Below are 20,326 nucleotides of genomic sequence, written 5' to 3'. Positions count from 1 at the left end.
ATGGTTCTAATATAAGTGGAGGACGGCAGGGATGGCAAGGTAATCCGTTTATTTTCCAGCGCTTTTCGGGATGCTTCCTGTTTCTGCCCGTCTGGATGGTATGCGTATCGGCCGAGGCTTCGATACGCCGGGCGAAAGGCAAAGGGGCGTGCAAGACCTCGTCGAAAAACTGCAGCAGTACGTCAGGAGCGGGACGCCTGCCGAGCGCAAGATTGCCAAGTATTTTTCCGATCACCTCTCCGAACTCTCCGTCGAAACGGCCGCATCGATCGCCGTGCAGCTCGATCTCAGCCCGATGACCGTCGGGCGCTTCCTGCGTGCCCTCGGCTATCAGGGCCTCACGGAGATACGCCCCGATGGCAACGACAACACCGTCTTCTCCGCATGGCAGGTCAACGATCGCCTCGAAATCCTGCACAGGGACATGCAGGACGGCCAGCTGCTTGCCGAGGTCATGGCAAAACAGATCGACGCGCTGCAGCAGCTTCATGCCATGACCGCCCAGCCGGTCTGGACCAGCGCGGTTCAGGCAATCATCTCTGCTGACGAGGTTTTTGTCGCCTCCTTCCACAATATCGGCGGCGTTGCACGCTACTTCACCGAGCAGCTGACCTATGCCCGCGACAAGGTTTGCTACATGGACGGGCAGAACGGCACCTATGCCGAACTGCTCGGCCGCGATGCCGGCAACAGCCTGCTGATCGTCATCACCTGCCGCCGCTTTGCCTCAAAATCGCGCACCCTGGCCCGAACGGCGAAAAAAGCCGGCCACACGGTGCTGCTGATCACCGATCCGCATTGCGACTGGTCGCGGGAAGCCGCCGACATTACGCTGGTGCTTCCCTCGACACGCCCGAGGATATGGGACAGCTTTACGCCGCTGACCGCGCTCCTGGACTTCCTGCTGACATCAGTCATCGTCGCCGGCGGCGAGGCAATCAGCCAACGCACCCGGCGGATCAGTGAACTTCAGGATATTTTCGGGGATTTCATGCGTCGCTGAAGCTGGCGACAGGGCCGTCACGATCGACCCATTCGACGTGGTCGAGCTGGTCGCGAAACGGACAATTGGCGATGTAACCTTCGATCAGGCGTTTCGACAGGGCGATGACGGCAGGGTCGTCGGAGAGAAGCGTGACCGTCAATCCTTGCGCATCCGCTTTCATCCGCGCGATACCGCCTCCGGGCATGGCAGCTTCGGCACAAACCTCACGGTCACCGTCTGCGGCCTCCTGACCAAAATCCTTGGAGAGCTGCTGCAAAAAACGCAGCGCGCTGCTGGTTTCAATAAGGCCGGTCGCCATTGGCATGACTTGATTTCCTCACGTTACATCCGTGTTACGACTTCTGAGTACATGATAGTTTAGCGCATCGGGCAGTGTGATCACTATTGCGAGAAATCACCGACGATAAACAGATATACTCAGGCGACCTTACGGCCATCGACCCAAACACCAGCGATATTCGCGCGCGAGGCGCCAAAAATGATCTTCTGAAGGATGGTTTCACCGCTATCGAGATCATCCCACAGGCGAATCGCTCCTTTATCGGCACAGACATCGACCACCATTGCGTCGAATCGGTAACCGGGAGAAAATTGCCCGACCGGCAGATCGAGGGATTTTGCACCGCCAGCGGTGGCCACATGGAACGCATCGCGAAAATCGATGCGCGCCGGGCCGAAGGTGCTGCGCGTTGCCGCGTCGAGCCGCGGATCGACGCCACTTTCCAGCATGCGCGACGCCATGATCGCCGCCCGGCAGTTCTCGAACATCGAGGCGCTCGGGCCGCCGGAAATGTCGGTGCCGAGGCCGACATTCATGCCCTTCTCCAGCGCCGCCCGCAGCGGGAAGACGGCATTGGCGAAATAGGCGTTGGAGATCGGGCAATGCGCCACGGCCGATTGTCGTATCTTCAGCGTCTCCACATCCTTGTCCGTCAGGAAATTCGAATGCGCCAGAACGCTGTGCCGTCCGAGCAGGCCGAAACGATCGAGGCTTGCCGTATCCGTCATGCCATGGCGTGACAGCACGTAACCATGCGCCCAGTCGCTTTCCGAACAATGCGTCTGCACATGGCAGCCACATTCGCGGGCGATAGCGCCCAGCCCCTCCAGCGCCGCATCGGTGCAGGAAGGAATGAAACGCGGCGTCACCACCGGCAGCACCCGCTTTTCCGCATTGTCGGGGTGCTTGCGGATATAGTCGATGAGATCGCGCGTGCCGGACAGTGCCGCCTCGGGCGAGGCGTCGCGATAATAGTCCGGGCACTCTAAGGGATTGTCCATCGCCACCTTGCCGATCAACGCCCGCTGGCCGCGCTCCAGGCAGGTGTCGGCAAGGATACGCGTCGCGTCCTGGTGGATGGTGGCGAAATAGAGCGCCGTCGTCGTGCCGTTGGCGATCAGGTCGTCGACGAGAAGCCGATAGGCGCGGCGGGCAAACGCATGATCCTCGTATCGTGCTTCCAGCGGAAAGGTGTATTTCTGCAGCCAGACTTCCAGCGGCACGTCGAGCGCATTGCCGAGCTGGGGAAATTGCGGCGCATGCACGTGCAGGTCGACGAAGCCGGGCAGGAGATAAGAGCCTTCCGGCAGCGTCACCAGTTCGCCGGCGGCGGCACGGGTTTCGCGTATGGTGCGGTAGTTCGGATCGCCGTGGCGATGGATCGAGGCAATCGTTCCGTTTTCGTCAACCGAAATCAGCACGTCGTCGAGAACGTCGATCACGCCGCGCTCCGGAGAGTGAAATCCGGAGGCGCAGATCGCCTTGTTCCGCAGATGGGTCATTTATGCTTCCTCAAGACAGCCAGCCGGGGTGTTTTTGCGAAATCCGCTTGCTTGCGGCGCCCCGGATCTGTTTCCATGGCATCATCCGACGCCGACGCGCATCGCCTCGACGGGACATGCCCCAGTTAAAGGCTACGGTCTCGAAGCGCCAAGGCTTTTTCCCGGAATTTGGCACGGATTTCGGCTTCGTCGATCCCGGGCAGGCCCCGGTCCTCCATGATCACCCGGCCATCGACGATGGTGGTGACGACATCGTCGGCGCGAGCGGAATAGACGAGAGCAGCTGCGTGATCGTAGACCGGCAGGCAATGCGGCTTGTCGAGATCGACAATGATCACGTCCGCCTTCTTGCCCGGGACCAGCGATCCGACCTCCGGCCGGTTCATCGCCTGGGCGGCGCCATGGGTGGAGAGTTCCAGAAGCTCGTTGGTCTTGAGGAACTCGACGTCACCGGTCTTGTCCTTGTGGATCATGCCGGCAAACTTCATTTCCTGGAACATATCCAGCGAATTGTGGCTGGCCGGCCCATCGGTTGCCAGGCCGACGGTGACACCCGCCTCCTGCACGCAACGCAGCCGCATCGTGCCGGAATTGAGCTTGGCGTTGCAGCAGGGGCAATGGGCGATTTTCGTGCCCGTCTCCGCCATGATGCGGATATCGTCGTCGTTAAGCTGGGTGCAATGGGCAGCCGTGACATCGCCTTTCAGGAAACCCAGCGAATGCAGCCATTGCACAGGCGTCGTGCCGTAGGTCTCGGCAACATAGGCGATTTCCTGCGGCCCCTCGGCAAGATGCGTGTGGATGACGACATCCTCGGCATCCGCCACTTCGCGCACCAGCCGGTACATGTCCGCGCCGCAGGAATAGGGCGCGTGCGGCGACAGGGCGAGGTGGATGCGGTCATTGCCGCTGCGGTGATATTGTGAAACGCGATCGCCAAAGGTTTCCAGCGCCTTCCACGACCAGTCGGTGATCGGCTCGTAGATGCCGCGGTCGGCAAAACCGTAACCGAGCGTCGCCCGAAGCGGCACGACCTTCAGCGCCTCCAGTTCCGGGCTGACGGCATAGGCATCGAAATGTTCGTTGAAGGTGGTCATGCCCGACTTTGCCATCTCGACCAGCCCCATCAGGCTCGCCCAATAGAGCGTGTCGGGATCGAAATTGCGCTTGAGCTGCCACATCGTCTTCAGCCATTCGAAGAGCTGCACGTCTTCCAGCAGGCCGCGCAGCAGCATGTTGGAGGCGATATGCGTGTGGCAGTTGACGAAGCCGGGCATGACGACGCGACCCCTGGCATCGATCACCTTTGCCGCGCCCTGCGTATCGATCTCGGCGGCAGGACCGACGGCAGTGATCGCATCGCCTGATATCGTCAGCGCGCCGTTTTCTATCTTCGGTCGCCCTGCCATCGGCAAAATGACCGCGTTGACGATGGCGATATCCGCCGCACCCTGTGTCATGCTCATGCCGCCTGCGCCGTCGTGCCGTAGGTGATGCCCTTTTCCTTCAGCCAGCGGCGATAGGCGATCGAGGTCGCGTCCGCTCGCGTCGGGATTTCCGAGCGCGGCTCCATCGGCAACAGCACCGGCCGCTGGTTTTCGAGGATGATGCGGTCCTGCAGGAAGATGACCTGCTGGAAACCCACCAGTTCCGTCACCGTCGAGACGTCGTCGATCAGGAACATGACAGGATGCGCCCGGCAGCGGTCGGGATCGAGCGGCTGGACGAACAGGCAGATCAGGTCCTGTCGCGTCTCGGAATTCGGACAGGTCTTGTAGAGCAGCGTCGTGAACGGTGTCATCACGCGGTAGACATATTGCGTCATCAGGCCGCCGGTGGCCGACAATGCCGCCTGCGGCTGGAAGAACTGGCAGTTCGTCGCCCAGACCTCGTCGACATCGCGGCGGATCTCCGCATTGTAGTGCAGCACTTCCGTATGCGGCTCGGCACCAAGGATATCGGTGTGCACGAAGGGGAAATGCGCCATGTCGAGGAAATTCTCGACGATGCGCAGCGCCGATGCCTTGACCGACACCACACCGCAATTGACGACGCGCCGATCCGGCTCGTGGGCTTCGGGGATAGGAAAGAGATCGTGGTTCGGACTGCCGAGCGTCGTCCAGATGAAACCGAATTGGCGGATGATCGGCAATTGCCGGTCCTCGCCCTCCGGCGTGATGGTGATCGTGCCGTCCGCCATGCGTATCACGTTGAGATCGGTGCCGAGCAACCGGTTGCGCGAGGCGCCGTAGGGGATCAGCGTTTCGGTGTCGATGACGTGCCACTGGTCGAGAGCGGCCTTGTCGGTGCATGTGCTCATCGCCTCTGCCTTTCTACTGGCTGTAAATCCTGTCCATGACAGTCTGGTGTTTTGCGAGCAGGCTTTCAACATCGGTGTGGCGGAATTCGCCTGAGCCGATGATCTGCCGCCCGTTGATATAGGAATAGTCGACCTTGAATGGACCGCACATCACCAGGGCCGCCAGGGGATCGCGCTGGGTGCCGGAAAGGCCGAGCTGGTTGAGCTTCACCGCGATGAAATCGGCGCTCATGCCGGGCGCAAGATAACCGATATCGTCTCGCCCGAGGATTTTCGCGCCGCCGCGGGTGGCCATGGTCAGCGCTTCGCGGGCCGACAGTGCGGAAGGCGTGCCGCCAAAGCCGCCGCGCCCGCCGGGCGTCTCGGAAAGATATTTATTCGGTGCCACGCGCTGCAGCATCATCGCCAGCCGCGCCTCCATGAACATGTTCGAGGTGTCGTTGGAGGCGGAACCGTCGACGCCGAGGCCGACGGCCACGCCCTTGTCCAGCATCTCGCGGATCTTGGCGATGCCCTGGCCGCAACGCATGTTGGCGGAAGGGCAATGGGCGACGCCGGTGCCGGTTGAGGCGAACAGGTCGATTTCATCCGAGGTCATGAAGATCGAATGGGCGAACCAGACATCCGGCCCCAGCCAGCCGACCGATTCCGCGAAGCCGACCGGCCGCATCTTGTAGATATCATGGCAATAGACCTCTTCGAACAGGTCTTCGGCCAGATGCGAATGCAGGTGCACGCCCTTATGGCTGCGGGCGAGCGCTGCGGTCTCCTTCATCAGCCCCGGCGTCACCGAGAACGGCGAACAGGGTGCAAGAATGATGCGGCTCATCGAATGGCGGTCGTTGTCGTGGTAGCGATGGATCAGCCGCTCGGCATCCCTGAGGATGTCTTCTTCCTTCTCGACGCAGCTGTCCGGCGGCAGGCCGCCCTGGCTCTGGCCGCGCGACATGGCGCCACGCGCGGCGTGGAACCGCAGGCCAAGATCCCGTGCCGCATCGATGGTAGCATCGAGCGTGCAATTGTTCGGCAGGATGTAGAGATGGTCCGAACTCGTCGTGCAGCCGGAAGCGATCAGTTCCGCCATGGCGACCCTGGCAGATACGCCGATGGCCTCATCGTCGAGGTTCGACCAGATCGGATAAAGCGTCTTCAGCCAAACCAGCAGTTCGTCATCCTGCACCATGACCCGGGTCAGGTTCTGGTACATGTGGTGGTGGATGTTGACCAAACCCGGCATGACGATGTGGCCGAAGAGATCGAGCACCGCGTCGGCCGGCGTTTCCCCGAGTTCCGCCATGGTGCCGACAGCCTCGATGACATTGTCGCGCACGAGAATGGCGGCATCCGTCAGCTCGCGCTTGTCGTCGTCGAAGGTGGCGAGATGGCTGATATTCTTGACCAGCAGGGTCGGCATCGCAAAATCCTCAGCGCACGTCGCGGTAATAGGGTTCGCCGAGGGCGGCGGGCGCGGCCATGATGCGGCGCATGCGCTGCCAGGCAACGACCGGCACGATGATGAAGGCGATGGTGCCGAGATAGGGCAGCATCGACAGGATCGGCGCCGCAATCGGCCAGTTGCGCGCCTGGCCGACGAAACCGAGCGAGGTGATCAACCCGAACAGCAGCGCCGCCCCCACCGCATTCAGCGGCCGGTATCCGGCAAAGATGACCAGCGACACCGCGATCCAGCCGCGCCCCGCGACCACGCCCTCCGACCAGGACGGCACGAAGGCGAGCGTCAGGTAGGCCCCTGCCCCACCGGCGAGCGCCGAGCCGGCCGCGACATACCAGAAGCGGATCTTCTGCACCGGAATGCCGGCGGCATCGGCGGCGGCCGGATTTTCGCCGAGCGCGCGCATGTTCAGCCCGTGGCGGGTGCGGAACATCAGGTAATGCAGGGCGATCGGCAGGACGATATAGATCAGGTAGACGAGGATGTTCTGGGTGAACAGGCCGCGGCCGATGACCGGGATCTCACTGAGATAGGGAATGGCGATCGGCGCGAAGGTGGCGGGTGCCGGCATGCCGGAATAGGCCTTGCCGATGGTGGCGGCAAGGCCGGTGCCCATCAAGGTCAAGGCGAGGCCGCACAGCACCTGGTTGGCGCGGATATAGACGGTGACGAAAGCGAAGATGCAGCCGACGAAAAGGCCGACCAGCAGCGCGAAGAGAAAGCCGAGCGCCGGGTTGGGAATGGCGACGACGGTGGCGATGCCGGTGATGGCGCCGAGCGCCATCAGGCCTTCCGCGCCGAGATTGACCACGCCCACCCGCTCGGCCAGCACTTCGCCGAGTGCCGCGAGCGCCAGAACGCCGCCGGCGAGGATGGAGGTCTGGATAAGGCCCGCGATAAGATCCATGACGAAAAATCCTCAGGCCTTGGCCGGTTCGGTGCGGATGATGCGGTAATGCGCCAGTTCGTCGCCGATGGCGGTGAAAAACAGGATGAGACCGGTGATGGCGAGCACGGTGGAGACGTTCAGCCCCTGCGTCTGCAGGATGATGCCGGAATTGAGGATGATGCCCATCAGCGCCGCCCCCGCCAGCACACCAAGCGCCGACCCGCGTGCCAGAACGGCGACCATGATGCCGAGATAGCCGAAATTGTTGGAAATACCGCCCTGCAGGCGATGCACGGTGCCGGCCACCTCGAACATGCCGGCAATGCCGGCGATGGCGCCCGACAGCAGCATGACGAGGATCAGGTGCCGACGGAACGGCATGCCGGCATATTTCGCCGCCTGCGGATTGGAGCCGGCGATGCGCACCTCATACCCCCAGCGGGTGAAGGCAAGCACGGCGGCGACGAGAATGGTGATCACCACCGCCAGCGGAAAACCCCAATGGACGATGCCCCAGAACTCCGGAATGTCGTGCGGCAGCCGCGCCGTCGTCGCCAGCGCCTGGCCGCCCGGATCGAGCCAGGGGCCGGTCGCCACCCAATAGACCAGCAGGGTGGCGACGAAATTGAGGAGCAGCGTGGTGATCAGCTCGTTGACGTCGGCATAGGCGCGCGCCAGCGTCGGGATCAGGATCCACAGCGCCCCGCCGATGGCGCCGGCGACAAACATCAGCGGCAGCATCACAATGCTCGGCCCGGGGATGAACAGGGCAACGCCCGTTGCAGCAAAGGCGCCGGCATAAAACTGGCCCTCGCCGCCGATGTTCCACGCGCCGATGCGCTGAGCGACGGCGACGGAAAGGCCTGTGAGGATCAACGGCGTCACCAGGAGACCGACATCCTCCAGCCCGAAGCTGGAGCCGAAGGTGGCCTTGATCACCTGGCCCACCAGTTTCAGCGGGCTGGCGCCGGTGCCGGCGAGGATGATGCCGGCGACGAGCAGCGCCAGCACGATTGCAGCAAGGCGGGCGGCAAGGGCGGCGGAGGGCGGGGCTGACGGAAAACGCTGGAAACGAATGGACACGATCAGGCCTCCGCAGTGCTGGCGGCGACGAAACTGCCGCGCTGGCCGCCCATCATCAGGCCGATGTCTTCGATGCTTGCATTGCCGGTTTCGACAATGCCCATGATTTCGCCATGGAACATCACGGCGATGCGATCGGAGAGGTTCAACAATTCCTCCAGCTCTTCGGAAATCAGGATGACGCCGACGCCGAGATCGCGCAGCTCGACGAAATAACGCATCATCGTGTTGATGGCGCCGACATCGAGGCCGCGGCTCGGATAGGCGGCGATCAGCACTTTGTCGGCGATGCGCATCTCGCGGCGGGCGACGAGGCGCTGCTGGTTGCCGCCGGAAAGATTGCGCACCGGCATGCCGAAATCCGGCACCATCACCGAGGCTGCCTCGGCGATCTGCCGCGCGAGATCGGTGGCGGCGCGCGGGCGAAAAAAGCGGCCGGCGGAGACCGGCGGCTTCATATATTCGCGGATAACCGCATTGTCGGTGACGCTGAGCGCCGGGGCAAGGCCGCTGTAGAGTCGATCTTCCGGGATGTGGCCGACGCCAAAGGCGGCGAATTCCGCAGCACCTGCGCCGGAAAAATCCTTGCCGCCGACGATGATATCACCCGATACCAGCGGCCGCATGCCGGTCAGCACCTGGCTCAACTCCTTCTGGCCGTTGCCGGCGACGCCGGCGATGCCGAGGATCTCGCCGGCATGGATATCCAGCGAAATGCCCTGCAGCACGGTATTGCCGTCGCCATTGCGGGCGGAAACCGCGCGCAGGCGCATGACCGGTTCCTTCGAGACCGGAGCCGCATCCGGCCCGCGGGCGCGCAAATTGCTGAGCACGATGTCGTGGCCGACCATCAGCCGGGCCAGCATTTTCTGGGAACAGTCCTTGGTCAGTTCCGTCGTCACCTTGCGGCCGCCGCGCAGCACGGTGATGCGGTCGGATATCTCCAGAACCTCGTCCAGCTTGTGGCTGATGAAGATGACGGCGTTGCCGCGCGAGACGAACTCCTTCAGCGCCTTGAACAACTCATGCGCCTCGGCCGGTGTCAGCACGGCGGTCGGCTCGTCGAGGATCAGCACGCGGGCATTGCGGGTGAGGACGCGAAGGATTTCGACACGCTGCTGTTCGCCGGTCGAAAGCTCGCCGACACGCGCTTCCGGCCGGACGGCGAGATTGAGCGCCTTGGCAAGCTCCGCGGTGCGCGCCTCGAGCGCCTGGGCGCTGATGCGTTTCGGCGTCTCGCCCCAGCCGAGATGGATGTTTTCCGCCACGGTGAAGGCTTTCACCAGCTTGAAGTGCTGGTGGACCATGCCGATGCCGGAGGCGATCGCCTCGACCGGCGAGGCAAAGGTCTTTGCGTATCCGTCGATGATGATCTCGCCGGCATCGGGCTGGTAGATGCCGGTGAGGATATTCATCAGCGTGGATTTGCCGGCACCGTTTTCACCGAGCAGCGCATGGATTTCCCCCGGCATCACGTCGAGATCGACGTCCTTGTTGGCGATGACGCCGGGGAAATATTTGCAGATACCCTTGAGCAGCACGAGCGGCGGCGTTCCCGGAGCGATCTCCATGGGGGCAGGTGTTGCGGCAGACGCTGTCATGCTGTTCTCCGGATCTTCCGATCGCGCCGGCCTTAGAGGCCGACAACGCCCTCGATCGACCAATCCCAGTTGTAGAGTTCTTCTTCGGTCATGGTCTGGCCGGCGGCGACCTTCACATTACCCTTCGAATCCTTGATCTCGCCGGTGAACGGGCTCCAGCCGCCAAGGATCTTTTCGCGGACGGCATCGGCCTGCTTGCGGGCTTCTTCCGGAACCGTCTCGCCCCAGGCATCGCGGTCGACGCCGGCGCCCATGGTCAGCAGCGTGTGCGACGGCGTCCACTTGCCTTCGAGACGCAGACGCACCTGCTCGACATAGTATTTCTTGAAGTCGATGACGATGGAGGAGACATAGGCCTTCGGGCCGTAGCGGCGGATGTCGGTGTTCCACATCACCGCCTTGGCGCCGCGCTGTTCGGCGACCTGCAGGTAACCGGCCTCGTCCATGATGCCGAACAGGAGGTCACAGCCGTTGTCGAGCAGCGCCGTGCCGGCCTGGGTGGCGGCCTGCGGATCGAACCACGAGTTGATGACGACGACCTGCATCGTGGCGTTCGGATTGACAGAGCGGGCGCCCATCAGGAAGGCGTTGGTGCCGGAGAACACCGAAGGAACCGGGAAGGAAGCGACGTAACCGAGCTTGCCGGTCTTGCTCATCAGGCCGGCGGCGACACCGGTGACATAGGTCGGATACCAGTGCGACAGATAGTAGGTGGACAGGTTGTCGAGCGGATTGCGGCCGTCGCACTCATAGAAGGCAACCTCCGGCGACCGCTTGGCGACGTCGTAGAGGAAATCGCCGTAGTTCGAGGTGGCGAACACCATGTTGGCGCCTTCGGAGACGAACTGGCGAAAGGTGCGGGTGGCGTCGGCAGAATAAGGAATGCTTTCGACGAACAGGGTCTTCAGCTTCGGGAAGGCCTCCTGCACCGCCTTCATGCCCTGGTCGTGGCTCCAGGTCCAGCCTTCGTCGGTCACCGGGCCGGTATGGCCGAAGGCGATCACGGCGTTTTCTTCCGCCACGGCCGCCAGCGGCTCGGCGGCGCGCGCCGGACGGATCAGGCCGCTCGGCAGCAACAGCGACGTGCCGGCGGCAGCGCCCATGTTGAGAAAGCCGCGGCGGGAGAGATTACGCAGGTCGATCATGTGTTCCCCTTTTGATTGTGATGTCCAAGACATGAAAACTTTTGCGAAGCGGCACGGGAGCCTCGTCCTCTTCCGACGCAACAACCGTGCCAGTTGCCTGCAGTCTCGGCACTCCGCATCCCGACCGTTCATACAGGCCGGAACGCGCGAACTTGAACGAGACCGAAAGCCATCGGCCACGTCTAAAGGCGGCAGAAACGCTTACGCGCCTCGCCCGAAAAAACGCTGGATTTTCGTTTGCTGACGCCTGTCGGCGGCCGATGGGAAAACTGTTTCAGATATGAGTTGTTCGCAATAGAGCCAATTCTTGCAGAAGAGTGCTGCGCAAAAGGCAACATCTTCGCCGAAAAAACCGCTTGAACTCCAGGCGCGCAATTGCCTAAAATGCCTAAATCAGCAGCATGTCTATTTTTTAGGCTTATAGCTCATGAATGCGGCAAGGGGAATGGGATGAAATTGATCTGTCGAAGCTTCGGCCTGAGGCACTGTTGAGAATGGAAGAAGCCCGCTTCACCTTTCTCGGCCGAATCGAACCAGAGAGCTTTCTCGAATTCGCCCGCCACCGCGCCCGCCGGCTCGATATCGCCCTGACGGTCGGCGCCTGCAGCGCTGCGGCAATCGAGCTTTCCGTCACCGGCGACGAGGTGTTGGTCGATGCCTTCGAGATGGCCTGCAGCCTCGGGCCTTATGATTGCATAATTCTGGATGTCGTGCGCACCGGCCATTGACGGCCGGACGGCGCCTATGGAGCGTTTGATATGACTGAACACAAGGGCTGGATACCGGTGGCCTTGTCCACCGCGCTGGAGCCGGGAACCTCGGCGGGAACGCTGGTCGGCGGCGCCGAGCTGGTGGTGTGGCGCGACACCAGAGGCGCCGCCCATGTCTGGGAGGACCGCTGTCCGCATCGCGGCATGCGCATGAGCTTCGGTTTCGTGCGCGGCGACCACATCGCCTGTCTTTACCACGGCTGGCAATATGACACCGCCGGCCAGTGCCAGTACATCCCGGCGCACCCCACCCTCGACGTGCCAAAGACCATCAAGGTGCCGACCTACACGGCAGCGGAAAAGGGCGGCCTCATCTGGGCGGCGCTGTCCTCGGAAGCCGCGGAAGCCAACATACCGGTCGGGGATGGCGAAGCGGTGCCCGTCCGCAGCATCTACATCGACCGTCCCTTCGAGGCCATGCTTGCGGCGCTGAGAAACGCCAACATCCCTGCCTTCACCGGCGATGCGGCACCCCGCTTCGAGGCCATCGTCGACGGGATCGTCGCGATCACAACCGGCGACGACCGCCTGCTGATCGCCTGCCAGCCCTTCAGCGCGACGCGCACGGCCCTCCATCTGGTCATTCAGGGATCGGCGGAAACCTATCGCGGCGCCGGGCAGAAACATTTCGCCCGCTGGGCCGAAACGTTTCGCCTGCTGCTCGAAACCGCCTCCACACCCGTCGCGGAGATGGCATGATGTCGGCAATCACCCTCTATAATTATGATCTCGACGAAAACAGTTTTCGCGTCCGGCTGTTGCTTGCGATGCTGAAGCTGGAGCACAAGACGGTGGCCATCGACATGTTCCCCGGCCTGGAGCATACGAGGCCGGCAATGCTGGCGGTCAATCCGCAAGGCACCCTGCCCGTTCTCGTCGATGGCGACCTGACGCTTGCCGGTACCGAGGCGATCCTCGCCTATCTTGCCAGGGCATACGACCCGGCCCGGACCTGGCTGCCCGAAGATGCCGCCGGGTTCGGCCGGGTGGCAGGCTGGCTGCATTTTTCCGCAACTATACTCGAAGACGCCAAGCAGGCCCGCCTGCAGTCGCTGTTCGACACGCCGGGCGACGAGACGGCCCTCCGGGCCGGGGCGCGAAAAGCCTTCCGCATCATGGACGACCACATGACCGCACGGCATTTCGACGGTGCCGACTGGTTTGCCGGGGACAAGCCGAGTTTGGCGGATCTGACGCTGTTCCCCTCCTTCGCCTTGAGCCGGGATTTTGGTATCGATCATGACGAGTTCCCGGCGCTTCGCCTGTGGATTCGCAAATTTCGCGCCTTGCCCGATTTCTTCACGATGCCGGGCATTCCCGATTACCATTGACCCGATTGGATGACCCCATGAGCAGTTTGACCCGCTTTTCCGTCGCGCCGCTGTCGACCATGACACGCCGGCTCGCCGACGTCGCTTCCGGCCGTACCGCGCCGGACCTGGTGATCAAGGACGCCCGCGTGCTCTCCACCTATTCCGAGCGGATCCTGCCGGGCAAGGAGATCTGGGTGGCTAACGGCCGTATCGCCGCTGTCAAGCCGGCCGGCACCTACAAGGGCGGCTCGGCCAAGCTCTACGATGCCCGCGGCGGCATCATTGCGCCGGGCCTCGTCGATCCGCATATCCACATCGAATCCTCGATGGTGACGGCCTGCGCCTATGCGGAAGCCGCCCTCCTCAACGGCACGACGACGATCTTCTGCGACAGCCACGAGATCGGCAACGTCATGGACGTCGCCGGCGTCGAGGCGATGCTGGAGGATGCCCGCGAAGCGCCGCTGTCGATCTTCCTGACGGTGCCGAGCACCGTGCCGGCCACCTCGCCGGAACTGGAAACCGCCGGCGGCGACCTGACGCCGGAGAAGATCGCCGCTTTGTTCGACAAATGGCCGGAAGCCGTGGCGCTGGGCGAGAAGATGGATTTCGTGCCGGTCGCCAAGGGCGACGAGCGCAGCCACGCCATCCTCGCCGCCGCCCTGTCGCGCGGCCGGCCGGTCTCGGGCCATGTCTACGGCCGCGAGTTCGTCGCCGCTTACGCCGCCTCCGGCGTCAGCGACACGCATGAAGCCATCGATCGCGACATCGCCGACGACCTGCTCGAAGCCGGCGTCTGGCTGTTCCTGCGCGGCGGCCCGCCGACGACGCCGTGGCATTCGCTGCCGGAAGCGATCAAGACGATCACCGAGCTCGGTTCCTCGCACAAGCGCATCGCCGTCTGCACCGACGACCGCGACGCCGACGACCTGCTGCTGTTCGGCATGGACTGGGTCACCCGCGAGGCGATCAAATACGGCATGAAGCCGGAACAGGCCTGGGCGATGGGTTCGCTGCACGGCGCCACTCGCTTCGGCATGGAAAACGAGATCGGCGGCCTCGGCGGCGGCCGTCGCGCCGACATCGTGCTGCTTTCCGACGACCTGAAGCCGGTCAACACCTGGTATGGCGGTGAACTGGTGGTCGAGGGCGGCAAGATCACGCCTGTTCTCGACGCAGCACTTTCAAAGCCGTACCGTTATCCGGAAGCGGCCTACCACACCGTCAAGCTGCCGAAGGCAATCAAGCTGACCCCGGAACTGCCGACCGAAAAGGTGATCGCCCATACGATCAAGACCGAGCTTCCGGGCATCACCCTCGGCCATGTCAAGGTCACGCTGGAACCGGCCAACGACTGGCAAACGCATTTCGACCGCCATGGCCTGTGCTTCGTTACCGTCATCGAGCGGCACGGCAAGTCGAGCGGCAATGTCGGTTATGGCCTGCTCAACAATTTCGGCCTCAAGAACGGTGCCGTTGCCTCGTCTGTCGGCCATGACAGCCACAACATCATCATCGCCGGCACCAACGAGGCCGACATGCAGGTGGCGCTGGAGGCCATCGGCAAGACCCAGGGCGGCGTTTGCGTCGTGCTCGATGGCAAGGTCACGGCACATGTGGCCCTGCCGATTGCCGGTCTCCTGTCCGACAAGCGCGTCCACGACGTGGCCAACGAGGTGAAGGCACTGAAGGTCGAGTGGGAAAAGGCCGGTTGCACCATCGCCTACATGGGCTTCAACCTCATCCCGCTATCGGTGATCCCGGAAATCCGCATCACCGACAAGGGCAACGTGCTGGTGCCGGAAATGGCGATCCAGCCGCTGTTCGAGGCGGTGTAAATGGATCCCTACCGGCTCGGACTGGTCGCCACCCGCATTCATTATTTCCAGCTGGTGGCACGGCTCGGCTCGATCCGGCAGGCATCGCAAGCTTTGAACGTCGCGCCGTCCTCGGTCAGCCGCATCCTGCGGCAGCTCGAGGACGAGCTCGGCACGCCGCTGTTCGAACGCGTTCGGCAGCGGCTGAAACTCACCAGCGCCGGCGAGCTGATGCTCTACCATGCCCGCGTCAGCCTCTCCGAACTCAACCGCGCCTGCAACGAAATCAACGATCTGCACGGCCTGCATCGCGGCACGGTCTCCGTCGCGGTGATCGAGAGTGTTGCGCGCGGCATCATGCCGGCGGCGCTGGAGGAATTCTGGGGCCGGCATCCGGCGATCACCGTCAATGTCAAGGTGGTCGGCTCGCAGCAGGCGGCCAACATGGTGGCGGAGGGCGAATGCGATCTCGCCGTGGTCTTCGACGTCCGCGTGCCGCGCACCATCCGCCGCATCGCCACGGCCTCGCTACCGCTCGGCGTGCTCGCCGTTCCCGGCAGCAAACTGGCGCAAAAGAAGGAATTGCGGCTTTTCGATCTGGCGGCGGAAAAGGTGATCCTTTCCGATACCAGCCTGATGCTGTCGAGTTCCGTCGAAGAAACCTTCTCCCGCTCGCTGACCGACCTCAACCGCCGCTCGCGCACCAACTCCATCGGCCTGATGATCGAGATGGCGAAACGCGGGCTGGGCGCGGTGTTGCAGACCCGTGTCGGCATCGAGCAGGAAATCAACGATGGCTCGCTGATTTTCGTGCCTCTGCGCGATTCCAAGTTCAATCCGCGCAAGCTGATGCTGCTCTCCCGCTCCGAAAAAGAAATGCCCGACGCCGCCTCCGCCCTCGGCAAGCTGATGGCGCAGATCATCGAACGTATCGGCGCGGCTGAAGATCGGTAGTTGTTGCCCAGGATGCAACATGTCGATCGGAAATGATGGACTATTCGGAACACCTCGCGCCTGCGATCCTCGCTTCGAAATGAGGATTTTGCCATGAAGCAATCTGCGGTCGATGCCGTTATTCGCGGGCTGAAGAAGGCGGGGGTGAGCATCGTCTGCTACCTGCCCGATTCGCTGTTCAAGGAACTTTATCCGGCGCTCGATGCCGACCCTGATATACGCACTATCCGCGTCACCAACGAGGGCGAAGGCGCGGCGATCTGCGGCGGCGTTTTTCTGTCGGGCAAGCGCGCGGCGCTGGTGATGGAAAACTCCGGCCTGCGCGCTTCGGTGGAACCGCTCGCCCGCATGGGCCTCGGCGCCGGCATCCCGGTCGTCATGCTGATGAGCTATCGCGGCGAACTCGGCGAAAACAACTGGTGGGCCATCCCGCACGGCATCACCATGGAGCCGGTGCTGGATGCCTTGCGCATTCCCTACCGCATCGTGCGCGAGGAAGAGGCAATCGAACAGTCGATCGTCGATGCCTACAACTGGTCCTACAACGCCTATTACCACTCCGCCATCGCGCTCGGGGGGAGCATCGTCCGATGAAACGTTTCGACTGCATGACGAAGCTCGCCGCCAGGCTCAAGGACGAACTGGTGATCCTCTCCCTCGGCGCCAGCGTCGACGAATGGTACAATGCCGCGCCGCATATGCGCGCCGCCAGCCTGTTCCAACAACAGCTCGGCTGTGTGACGCCGCAGGCCTTGGGCCTCGCTGCCGGCCTGCCGCATCGGCGCGTTATTTCGCTCGATACCGATGGCGGCATGATGTTCAACCTCGGCATCCTGGCGACGCTCGGCAACGAGCAGCCGAAGAACCTGTTCACCGTCGTCTGGGACAACGAGTGTTACCAGTCCATCGGCGGCCCGCCGACCCATACCGCCTTCGGCCGCGTTGATATCGCCGCCATTGCCAGAGGCGCCGGTGTCGAGCATGCCTATACGGCGCGCACGCTGGAAGAATTCGAGGCACATTGCGAGGCAGGCCTCAAGGCGGATGTTCCTTACATCGTCGTCGCCAAGGTGGCCGGCACGGTGCAGCCCGACATCAAGCGCAAGCATTCCGACGGCCGCGAGGACAAGTATATTTTCGTCCGCCATGTCGAGGCGACGGAAGGCATCGTCATCATGGGCCCAAGCGAACATAACTGATGCCCGTCCCCTTCCTCCCCCAGCGACCGCTCGAAAAGGCCTATGACTACATCGTCGTCGGCAGCGGTTCGGGCGGATCGGCCGTCGCCCGGCGGCTGATCGACGGCAGCAACGCGACGGTCCTTCTCATCGAGGCCGGCGAGGCAGGCATCGACGTCGCCGAGATCGATAATCCCGCCGCCTGGGTTCCGCTCGGCCGCAGCCGTTACGACTGGGGTTACGACTACGCGCCGACGCCATTGGTCAACGGCCGCACCATCGGCATTCCGCGTGGAAAAGTGCTGGGCGGATCGAGCGCCATCAATGCCATGATGTGGTATCGCGGCCATCCGATGGACTACGACGCCTGGGCGGATGCCGGTTGCGACGGCTGGTCCTTCAAGGACGTGCTGCCCTATTTCAAGCATTGCGAAGACTGGGAAGGTGGAGAAACGGAATTCCGCGGAGCGGGCGGACCCTTGCGCATCGAGCGGCCTCCGGATCTCCACCCGGTGGCGGAAGCCATGCTCGGCGGCTCGGCCGAACTCGACATCCCCGTCATCGACGATCCCAACGGCGAGACCAACGAGGGTGCCACGCCCGCCAATTTCAACATCTCAGCCGGCCAGCGCTGGAGTTCGGCAAAGGGGTATCTCCATCCCATCCTCGACAACGGCCGGCTGACAGTGCTGACCGGCTCGCTCGCCATCGGCCTGACGGTCGAGAACGGCCGGGCGACGGCGGTTCGCCATCTGGTCGATGGTCTTGTCCGCGAAACCCGAGCCGCCTCGGGCATCATTCTCGCCCTCGGCGCCATCGATACGCCGCGGCTGTTGATGCTCTCCGGCATCGGCGACCCGCAAGAATTGAAGCGGCTCGGCCTGCCGGTCATTAGCGCCCTGCCGGGCGTCGGGCAGAACCTGCAGGATCACCCGCTGGTGCAGGCCTGCGTCTTCCGCGCCAAAAAACCGCTCGGTCCCATCGTCGGCAATGGCGGCGGCACGATGATCAACTGGAAATCCAGCGCCTGCCTGCCACAATCTGACCTGCATGCCTTCCCGGTACAAGGCAACAGCGCCGAACCGCGTTTGCGCCAACTCTACGACATGTCCGGCGACGTCTTTTCCATCGGCGCCGGGCTGATGCGCTCGAAAAGTACGGGATATCTGCGCCTGCTGAGCGGCGAACCGCTCGGCTCCGTCGAGATCCAGCCGAATTTTTTGGCAGAAACCGAAGACCTCGATGCCCTTGTCATCGCCGTCGAAACGGTGATGGAACTGGCGGCCACCAAAGCTTACGCCGATCTCTTTGCCGGTTATGCCGCACCCGATCGGCCTCTGAGCCGGCAGGAGACCATCGAGTTCATCCGCAACGGCTGCTCCACCTTCTTCCACACCTGCGGCACCTGCGCCATGGGCAAGGGCGAGATGGCCGTCGTCGACAGCCGGTTGAATGTTCATGGCATCGGCGGACTGACCATCGCCGATGCCTCGGTGATCCCGATCATCCCGACCTGCAACACCCATGCGCCGGCCACCATGATCGGCGAGCGCGCCGCCGCCTTCCTTCTCGGTTCGGCCTGAGAATTGCATGTCAAAAGACAAAACACAGGACCGCAAACGACCATGACCGAAACGACAAAAATCATCGCCGGCGATGCCCTGCTCACCATGAATGCCGGCAACCGCGTCATCGTCGACGGCGCCGTTCTGGTCGAAGCCGGCCGCATCGCCGCCGTCGGCACGTTGGCCGACCTGAAGGCCGCCTATCCCGCCGCTGCCGTCCACAAAACGGCTGACACGGTGCTGATGCCGGGCCTCGTCAACGCCCATGCGCATTCCGGTTTCCTGCGCGGCACCGCCGAACACCTGCCGGTCTGGGACTGGCTGACGCTGCACATCAACCCGATGCACCGCATGCTGCAGCCGCACGAGGCCGAGGCCGCCTCCTGGCTGTGTTACGCCGAATCGCTGCTGTCGGGCACCACGACCGTGGTCGACATGTGGCGTTACATGGATGGCAGCGCCAAGGTGGCCGAAGCGATCGGCAACAGGCTCGTCGCCGTGCCCTATGTAGGCGAGCATCCCGACTACGACTATTTCGACACCCTCGACATGAACGAGGCGCTGATCGAAAACTGGCACCGCAAGGCGGATGGCCGCGTCAACGTCTGGGTCGGCCTGGAACACCTGTTTTATGCCGACGAGGCCGGCCAACGCCGCGCCATCGACATGGCGAAAAAACACAAGACCGGTTTTCACACCCATTGCAGCGAAGCGGACATCGAGGTCGCCGAATTCCTGAAACGCTACGGCAAGCGGCCGATGTTCGCGCTGGAAGATCTGGGTTTCTTCGAAACGCCGCTGGCGATGATCGCTCACGGTGTGTGGATCGATCCCTCCGAGATCGAGATGATTTCGAAATACAATGTCTCGGTGGCCCACAACCCCGTCAGCAACATGAAACTGGCGAGCGGCATTGCACTCGTCGATGACCTGATCAAGGCCGGCGTCGCCGTCGGCATCGGCACGGACGGCGAGAAGGAAAACAACAATTTCGACATGTTCGAGGAGATGAAGGTCGCCTCGCTGCTCGGCAAGCTGAAGGATCGCGACGCCGCCGCCATGGATAGCTGGCAGGTGCTGCGCATGGCGACCATCCTCGGCGCCAGGGCCATCGGCCTCGACCATGAGATCGGCTCGCTGGAGGTCGGCAAGCGGGCGGACATCATCGCCGTGCGGTGCGACACGCCGCGCATGACGCCCTTCTTCGCCGACGGTCCCTATTTCAACCTGCAGCACAATCTGGTGCATGCCGTGCGCGGCAGCGACGTCGCCATGACCATGGTCGACGGCAAGATGCTGGTGGAGGACGGCGTGCTGAAGACCGCCGACATCAAGGCGATCATCGCCGAGATCCACCGCGTCGCCCCCGGCCTCTTCGCCCGCCGCGCCGAATGGCTTGCACAAAACCAGGGCGGCACGATGCAGTGGACCAAGGCATAACGAGGGAGAC

The 20,326-nt window shown here is 63.0% G+C and carries 19 protein-coding genes; 10 read left to right on the top strand and 9 right to left on the bottom strand.

The window, feature by feature from the left end; all coding sequences use genetic code 11:
* Nucleotides 1–148: 148 nt before the first annotated feature.
* Nucleotides 149–1,003, top strand: coding sequence for a MurR/RpiR family transcriptional regulator (locus ACSQ3I_RS10670; protein WP_435998638.1), 855 nt, complete (start codon nt 149–151; stop codon nt 1,001–1,003).
* On the opposite strand, the gene ACSQ3I_RS10665 is transcribed toward ACSQ3I_RS10670, so the two are convergent.
* The 9 genes from ACSQ3I_RS10665 to ACSQ3I_RS10625 form a co-directional block, all read right to left on the bottom strand.
* On the bottom strand, nt 990–1,310 hold the full coding sequence (locus ACSQ3I_RS10665; protein WP_435998636.1) for a hypothetical protein: 321 nt from the start codon (nt 1,308–1,310) through the stop codon (nt 990–992). The genes ACSQ3I_RS10670 and ACSQ3I_RS10665 overlap by 14 nt on opposite strands.
* Nucleotides 1,311–1,423: 113 nt before the next feature.
* A complete protein-coding gene (guaD, locus tag ACSQ3I_RS10660; protein ID WP_435998634.1) occupies nt 1,424–2,788 on the bottom strand; it encodes a guanine deaminase in 1,365 nt (454 codons plus the stop codon).
* 125 nt (nt 2,789–2,913) lie between these two features.
* Nucleotides 2,914–4,254, bottom strand: coding sequence for an amidohydrolase family protein (locus ACSQ3I_RS10655; RefSeq protein ID WP_435998632.1), 1,341 nt, complete (start codon nt 4,252–4,254; stop codon nt 2,914–2,916).
* Nucleotides 4,251–5,108: an aromatic ring-hydroxylating dioxygenase subunit alpha gene (locus ACSQ3I_RS10650; RefSeq protein WP_435998630.1), complete on the bottom strand. Its 858-nt coding sequence runs from the start codon at nt 5,106–5,108 to the stop codon at nt 4,251–4,253. Before ACSQ3I_RS10650 ends, ACSQ3I_RS10655 begins: the two co-directional genes overlap by 4 nt.
* Before the next feature lie 13 nt (nt 5,109–5,121).
* Nucleotides 5,122–6,522, bottom strand: a complete 1,401-nt coding sequence (locus ACSQ3I_RS10645) for an 8-oxoguanine deaminase (protein WP_435998628.1) — start codon at nt 6,520–6,522, stop codon at nt 5,122–5,124.
* A 10-nt stretch (nt 6,523–6,532) separates the two neighbouring features.
* Nucleotides 6,533–7,468 (bottom strand): ABC transporter permease, encoded by a 936-nt coding sequence (locus ACSQ3I_RS10640; protein WP_435998626.1) that lies wholly within the window; start codon nt 7,466–7,468, stop codon nt 6,533–6,535.
* Between the two features lie 12 nt (nt 7,469–7,480).
* The gene (locus ACSQ3I_RS10635) at nt 7,481–8,533 is read right to left on the bottom strand and encodes an ABC transporter permease (protein WP_435998624.1); all 1,053 of its coding nucleotides are present in this window, start codon (nt 8,531–8,533) and stop codon (nt 7,481–7,483) included.
* Nucleotides 8,534–8,535: 2 nt separating this feature from the next.
* Nucleotides 8,536–10,134, bottom strand: a complete 1,599-nt coding sequence (locus tag ACSQ3I_RS10630; protein WP_435998622.1) for an ABC transporter ATP-binding protein — start codon at nt 10,132–10,134, stop codon at nt 8,536–8,538.
* 32 nt (nt 10,135–10,166) lie between these two features.
* Nucleotides 10,167–11,279: a BMP family ABC transporter substrate-binding protein gene (locus tag ACSQ3I_RS10625; protein WP_435998620.1), complete on the bottom strand. Its 1,113-nt coding sequence runs from the start codon at nt 11,277–11,279 to the stop codon at nt 10,167–10,169.
* A 494-nt stretch (nt 11,280–11,773) separates the two neighbouring features.
* Here ACSQ3I_RS10625 and ACSQ3I_RS10620 point away from each other — a divergent pair, with 494 nt between their 5' ends.
* From ACSQ3I_RS10620 to ACSQ3I_RS10580, 9 genes are all read left to right on the top strand, one after another.
* Nucleotides 11,774–12,007, top strand: a complete 234-nt coding sequence (locus ACSQ3I_RS10620; protein WP_435999001.1) for a hypothetical protein — start codon at nt 11,774–11,776, stop codon at nt 12,005–12,007.
* Nucleotides 12,008–12,037: 30 nt separating this feature from the next.
* The gene (locus ACSQ3I_RS10615) at nt 12,038–12,748 is read left to right on the top strand and encodes a Rieske 2Fe-2S domain-containing protein (RefSeq protein ID WP_435998618.1); all 711 of its coding nucleotides are present in this window, start codon (nt 12,038–12,040) and stop codon (nt 12,746–12,748) included.
* A complete protein-coding gene (locus tag ACSQ3I_RS10610; RefSeq protein ID WP_435998999.1) occupies nt 12,748–13,380 on the top strand; it encodes a glutathione S-transferase family protein in 633 nt (210 codons plus the stop codon). The genes ACSQ3I_RS10615 and ACSQ3I_RS10610 overlap by 1 nt, the downstream gene beginning before the upstream one ends.
* A gap of 17 nt (nt 13,381–13,397) precedes the next feature.
* Nucleotides 13,398–15,200, top strand: coding sequence for an adenine deaminase (locus tag ACSQ3I_RS10605; protein ID WP_435998616.1), 1,803 nt, complete (start codon nt 13,398–13,400; stop codon nt 15,198–15,200).
* A complete protein-coding gene (locus ACSQ3I_RS10600) occupies nt 15,201–16,133 on the top strand; it encodes a LysR family transcriptional regulator (RefSeq protein ID WP_435998614.1) in 933 nt (310 codons plus the stop codon).
* Nucleotides 16,134–16,226: 93 nt separating this feature from the next.
* A complete protein-coding gene (locus ACSQ3I_RS10595) occupies nt 16,227–16,727 on the top strand; it encodes a thiamine pyrophosphate-binding protein (protein ID WP_435998612.1) in 501 nt (166 codons plus the stop codon).
* Nucleotides 16,724–17,332 (top strand): thiamine pyrophosphate-dependent enzyme, encoded by a 609-nt coding sequence (locus tag ACSQ3I_RS10590; RefSeq protein WP_435998610.1) that lies wholly within the window; start codon nt 16,724–16,726, stop codon nt 17,330–17,332. The genes ACSQ3I_RS10595 and ACSQ3I_RS10590 overlap by 4 nt, the downstream gene beginning before the upstream one ends.
* Entirely contained in the window at nt 17,332–18,894 is a 1,563-nt protein-coding gene (locus ACSQ3I_RS10585; RefSeq protein WP_435998608.1) for a GMC family oxidoreductase, read from the top strand. The genes ACSQ3I_RS10590 and ACSQ3I_RS10585 overlap by 1 nt, the downstream gene beginning before the upstream one ends.
* 42 nt (nt 18,895–18,936) lie before the next feature.
* Entirely contained in the window at nt 18,937–20,316 is a 1,380-nt protein-coding gene (locus tag ACSQ3I_RS10580; RefSeq protein WP_435998606.1) for an amidohydrolase family protein, read from the top strand.
* Nucleotides 20,317–20,326 lie beyond the last annotated feature (10 nt).

Source organism: Rhizobium sp. LjRoot30, from assembly GCF_964253915.1.
GTDB lineage: Bacteria > Pseudomonadota > Alphaproteobacteria > Rhizobiales > Rhizobiaceae > Metarhizobium.
This window is presented reverse-complemented; position numbering and strand designations above follow the sequence as displayed.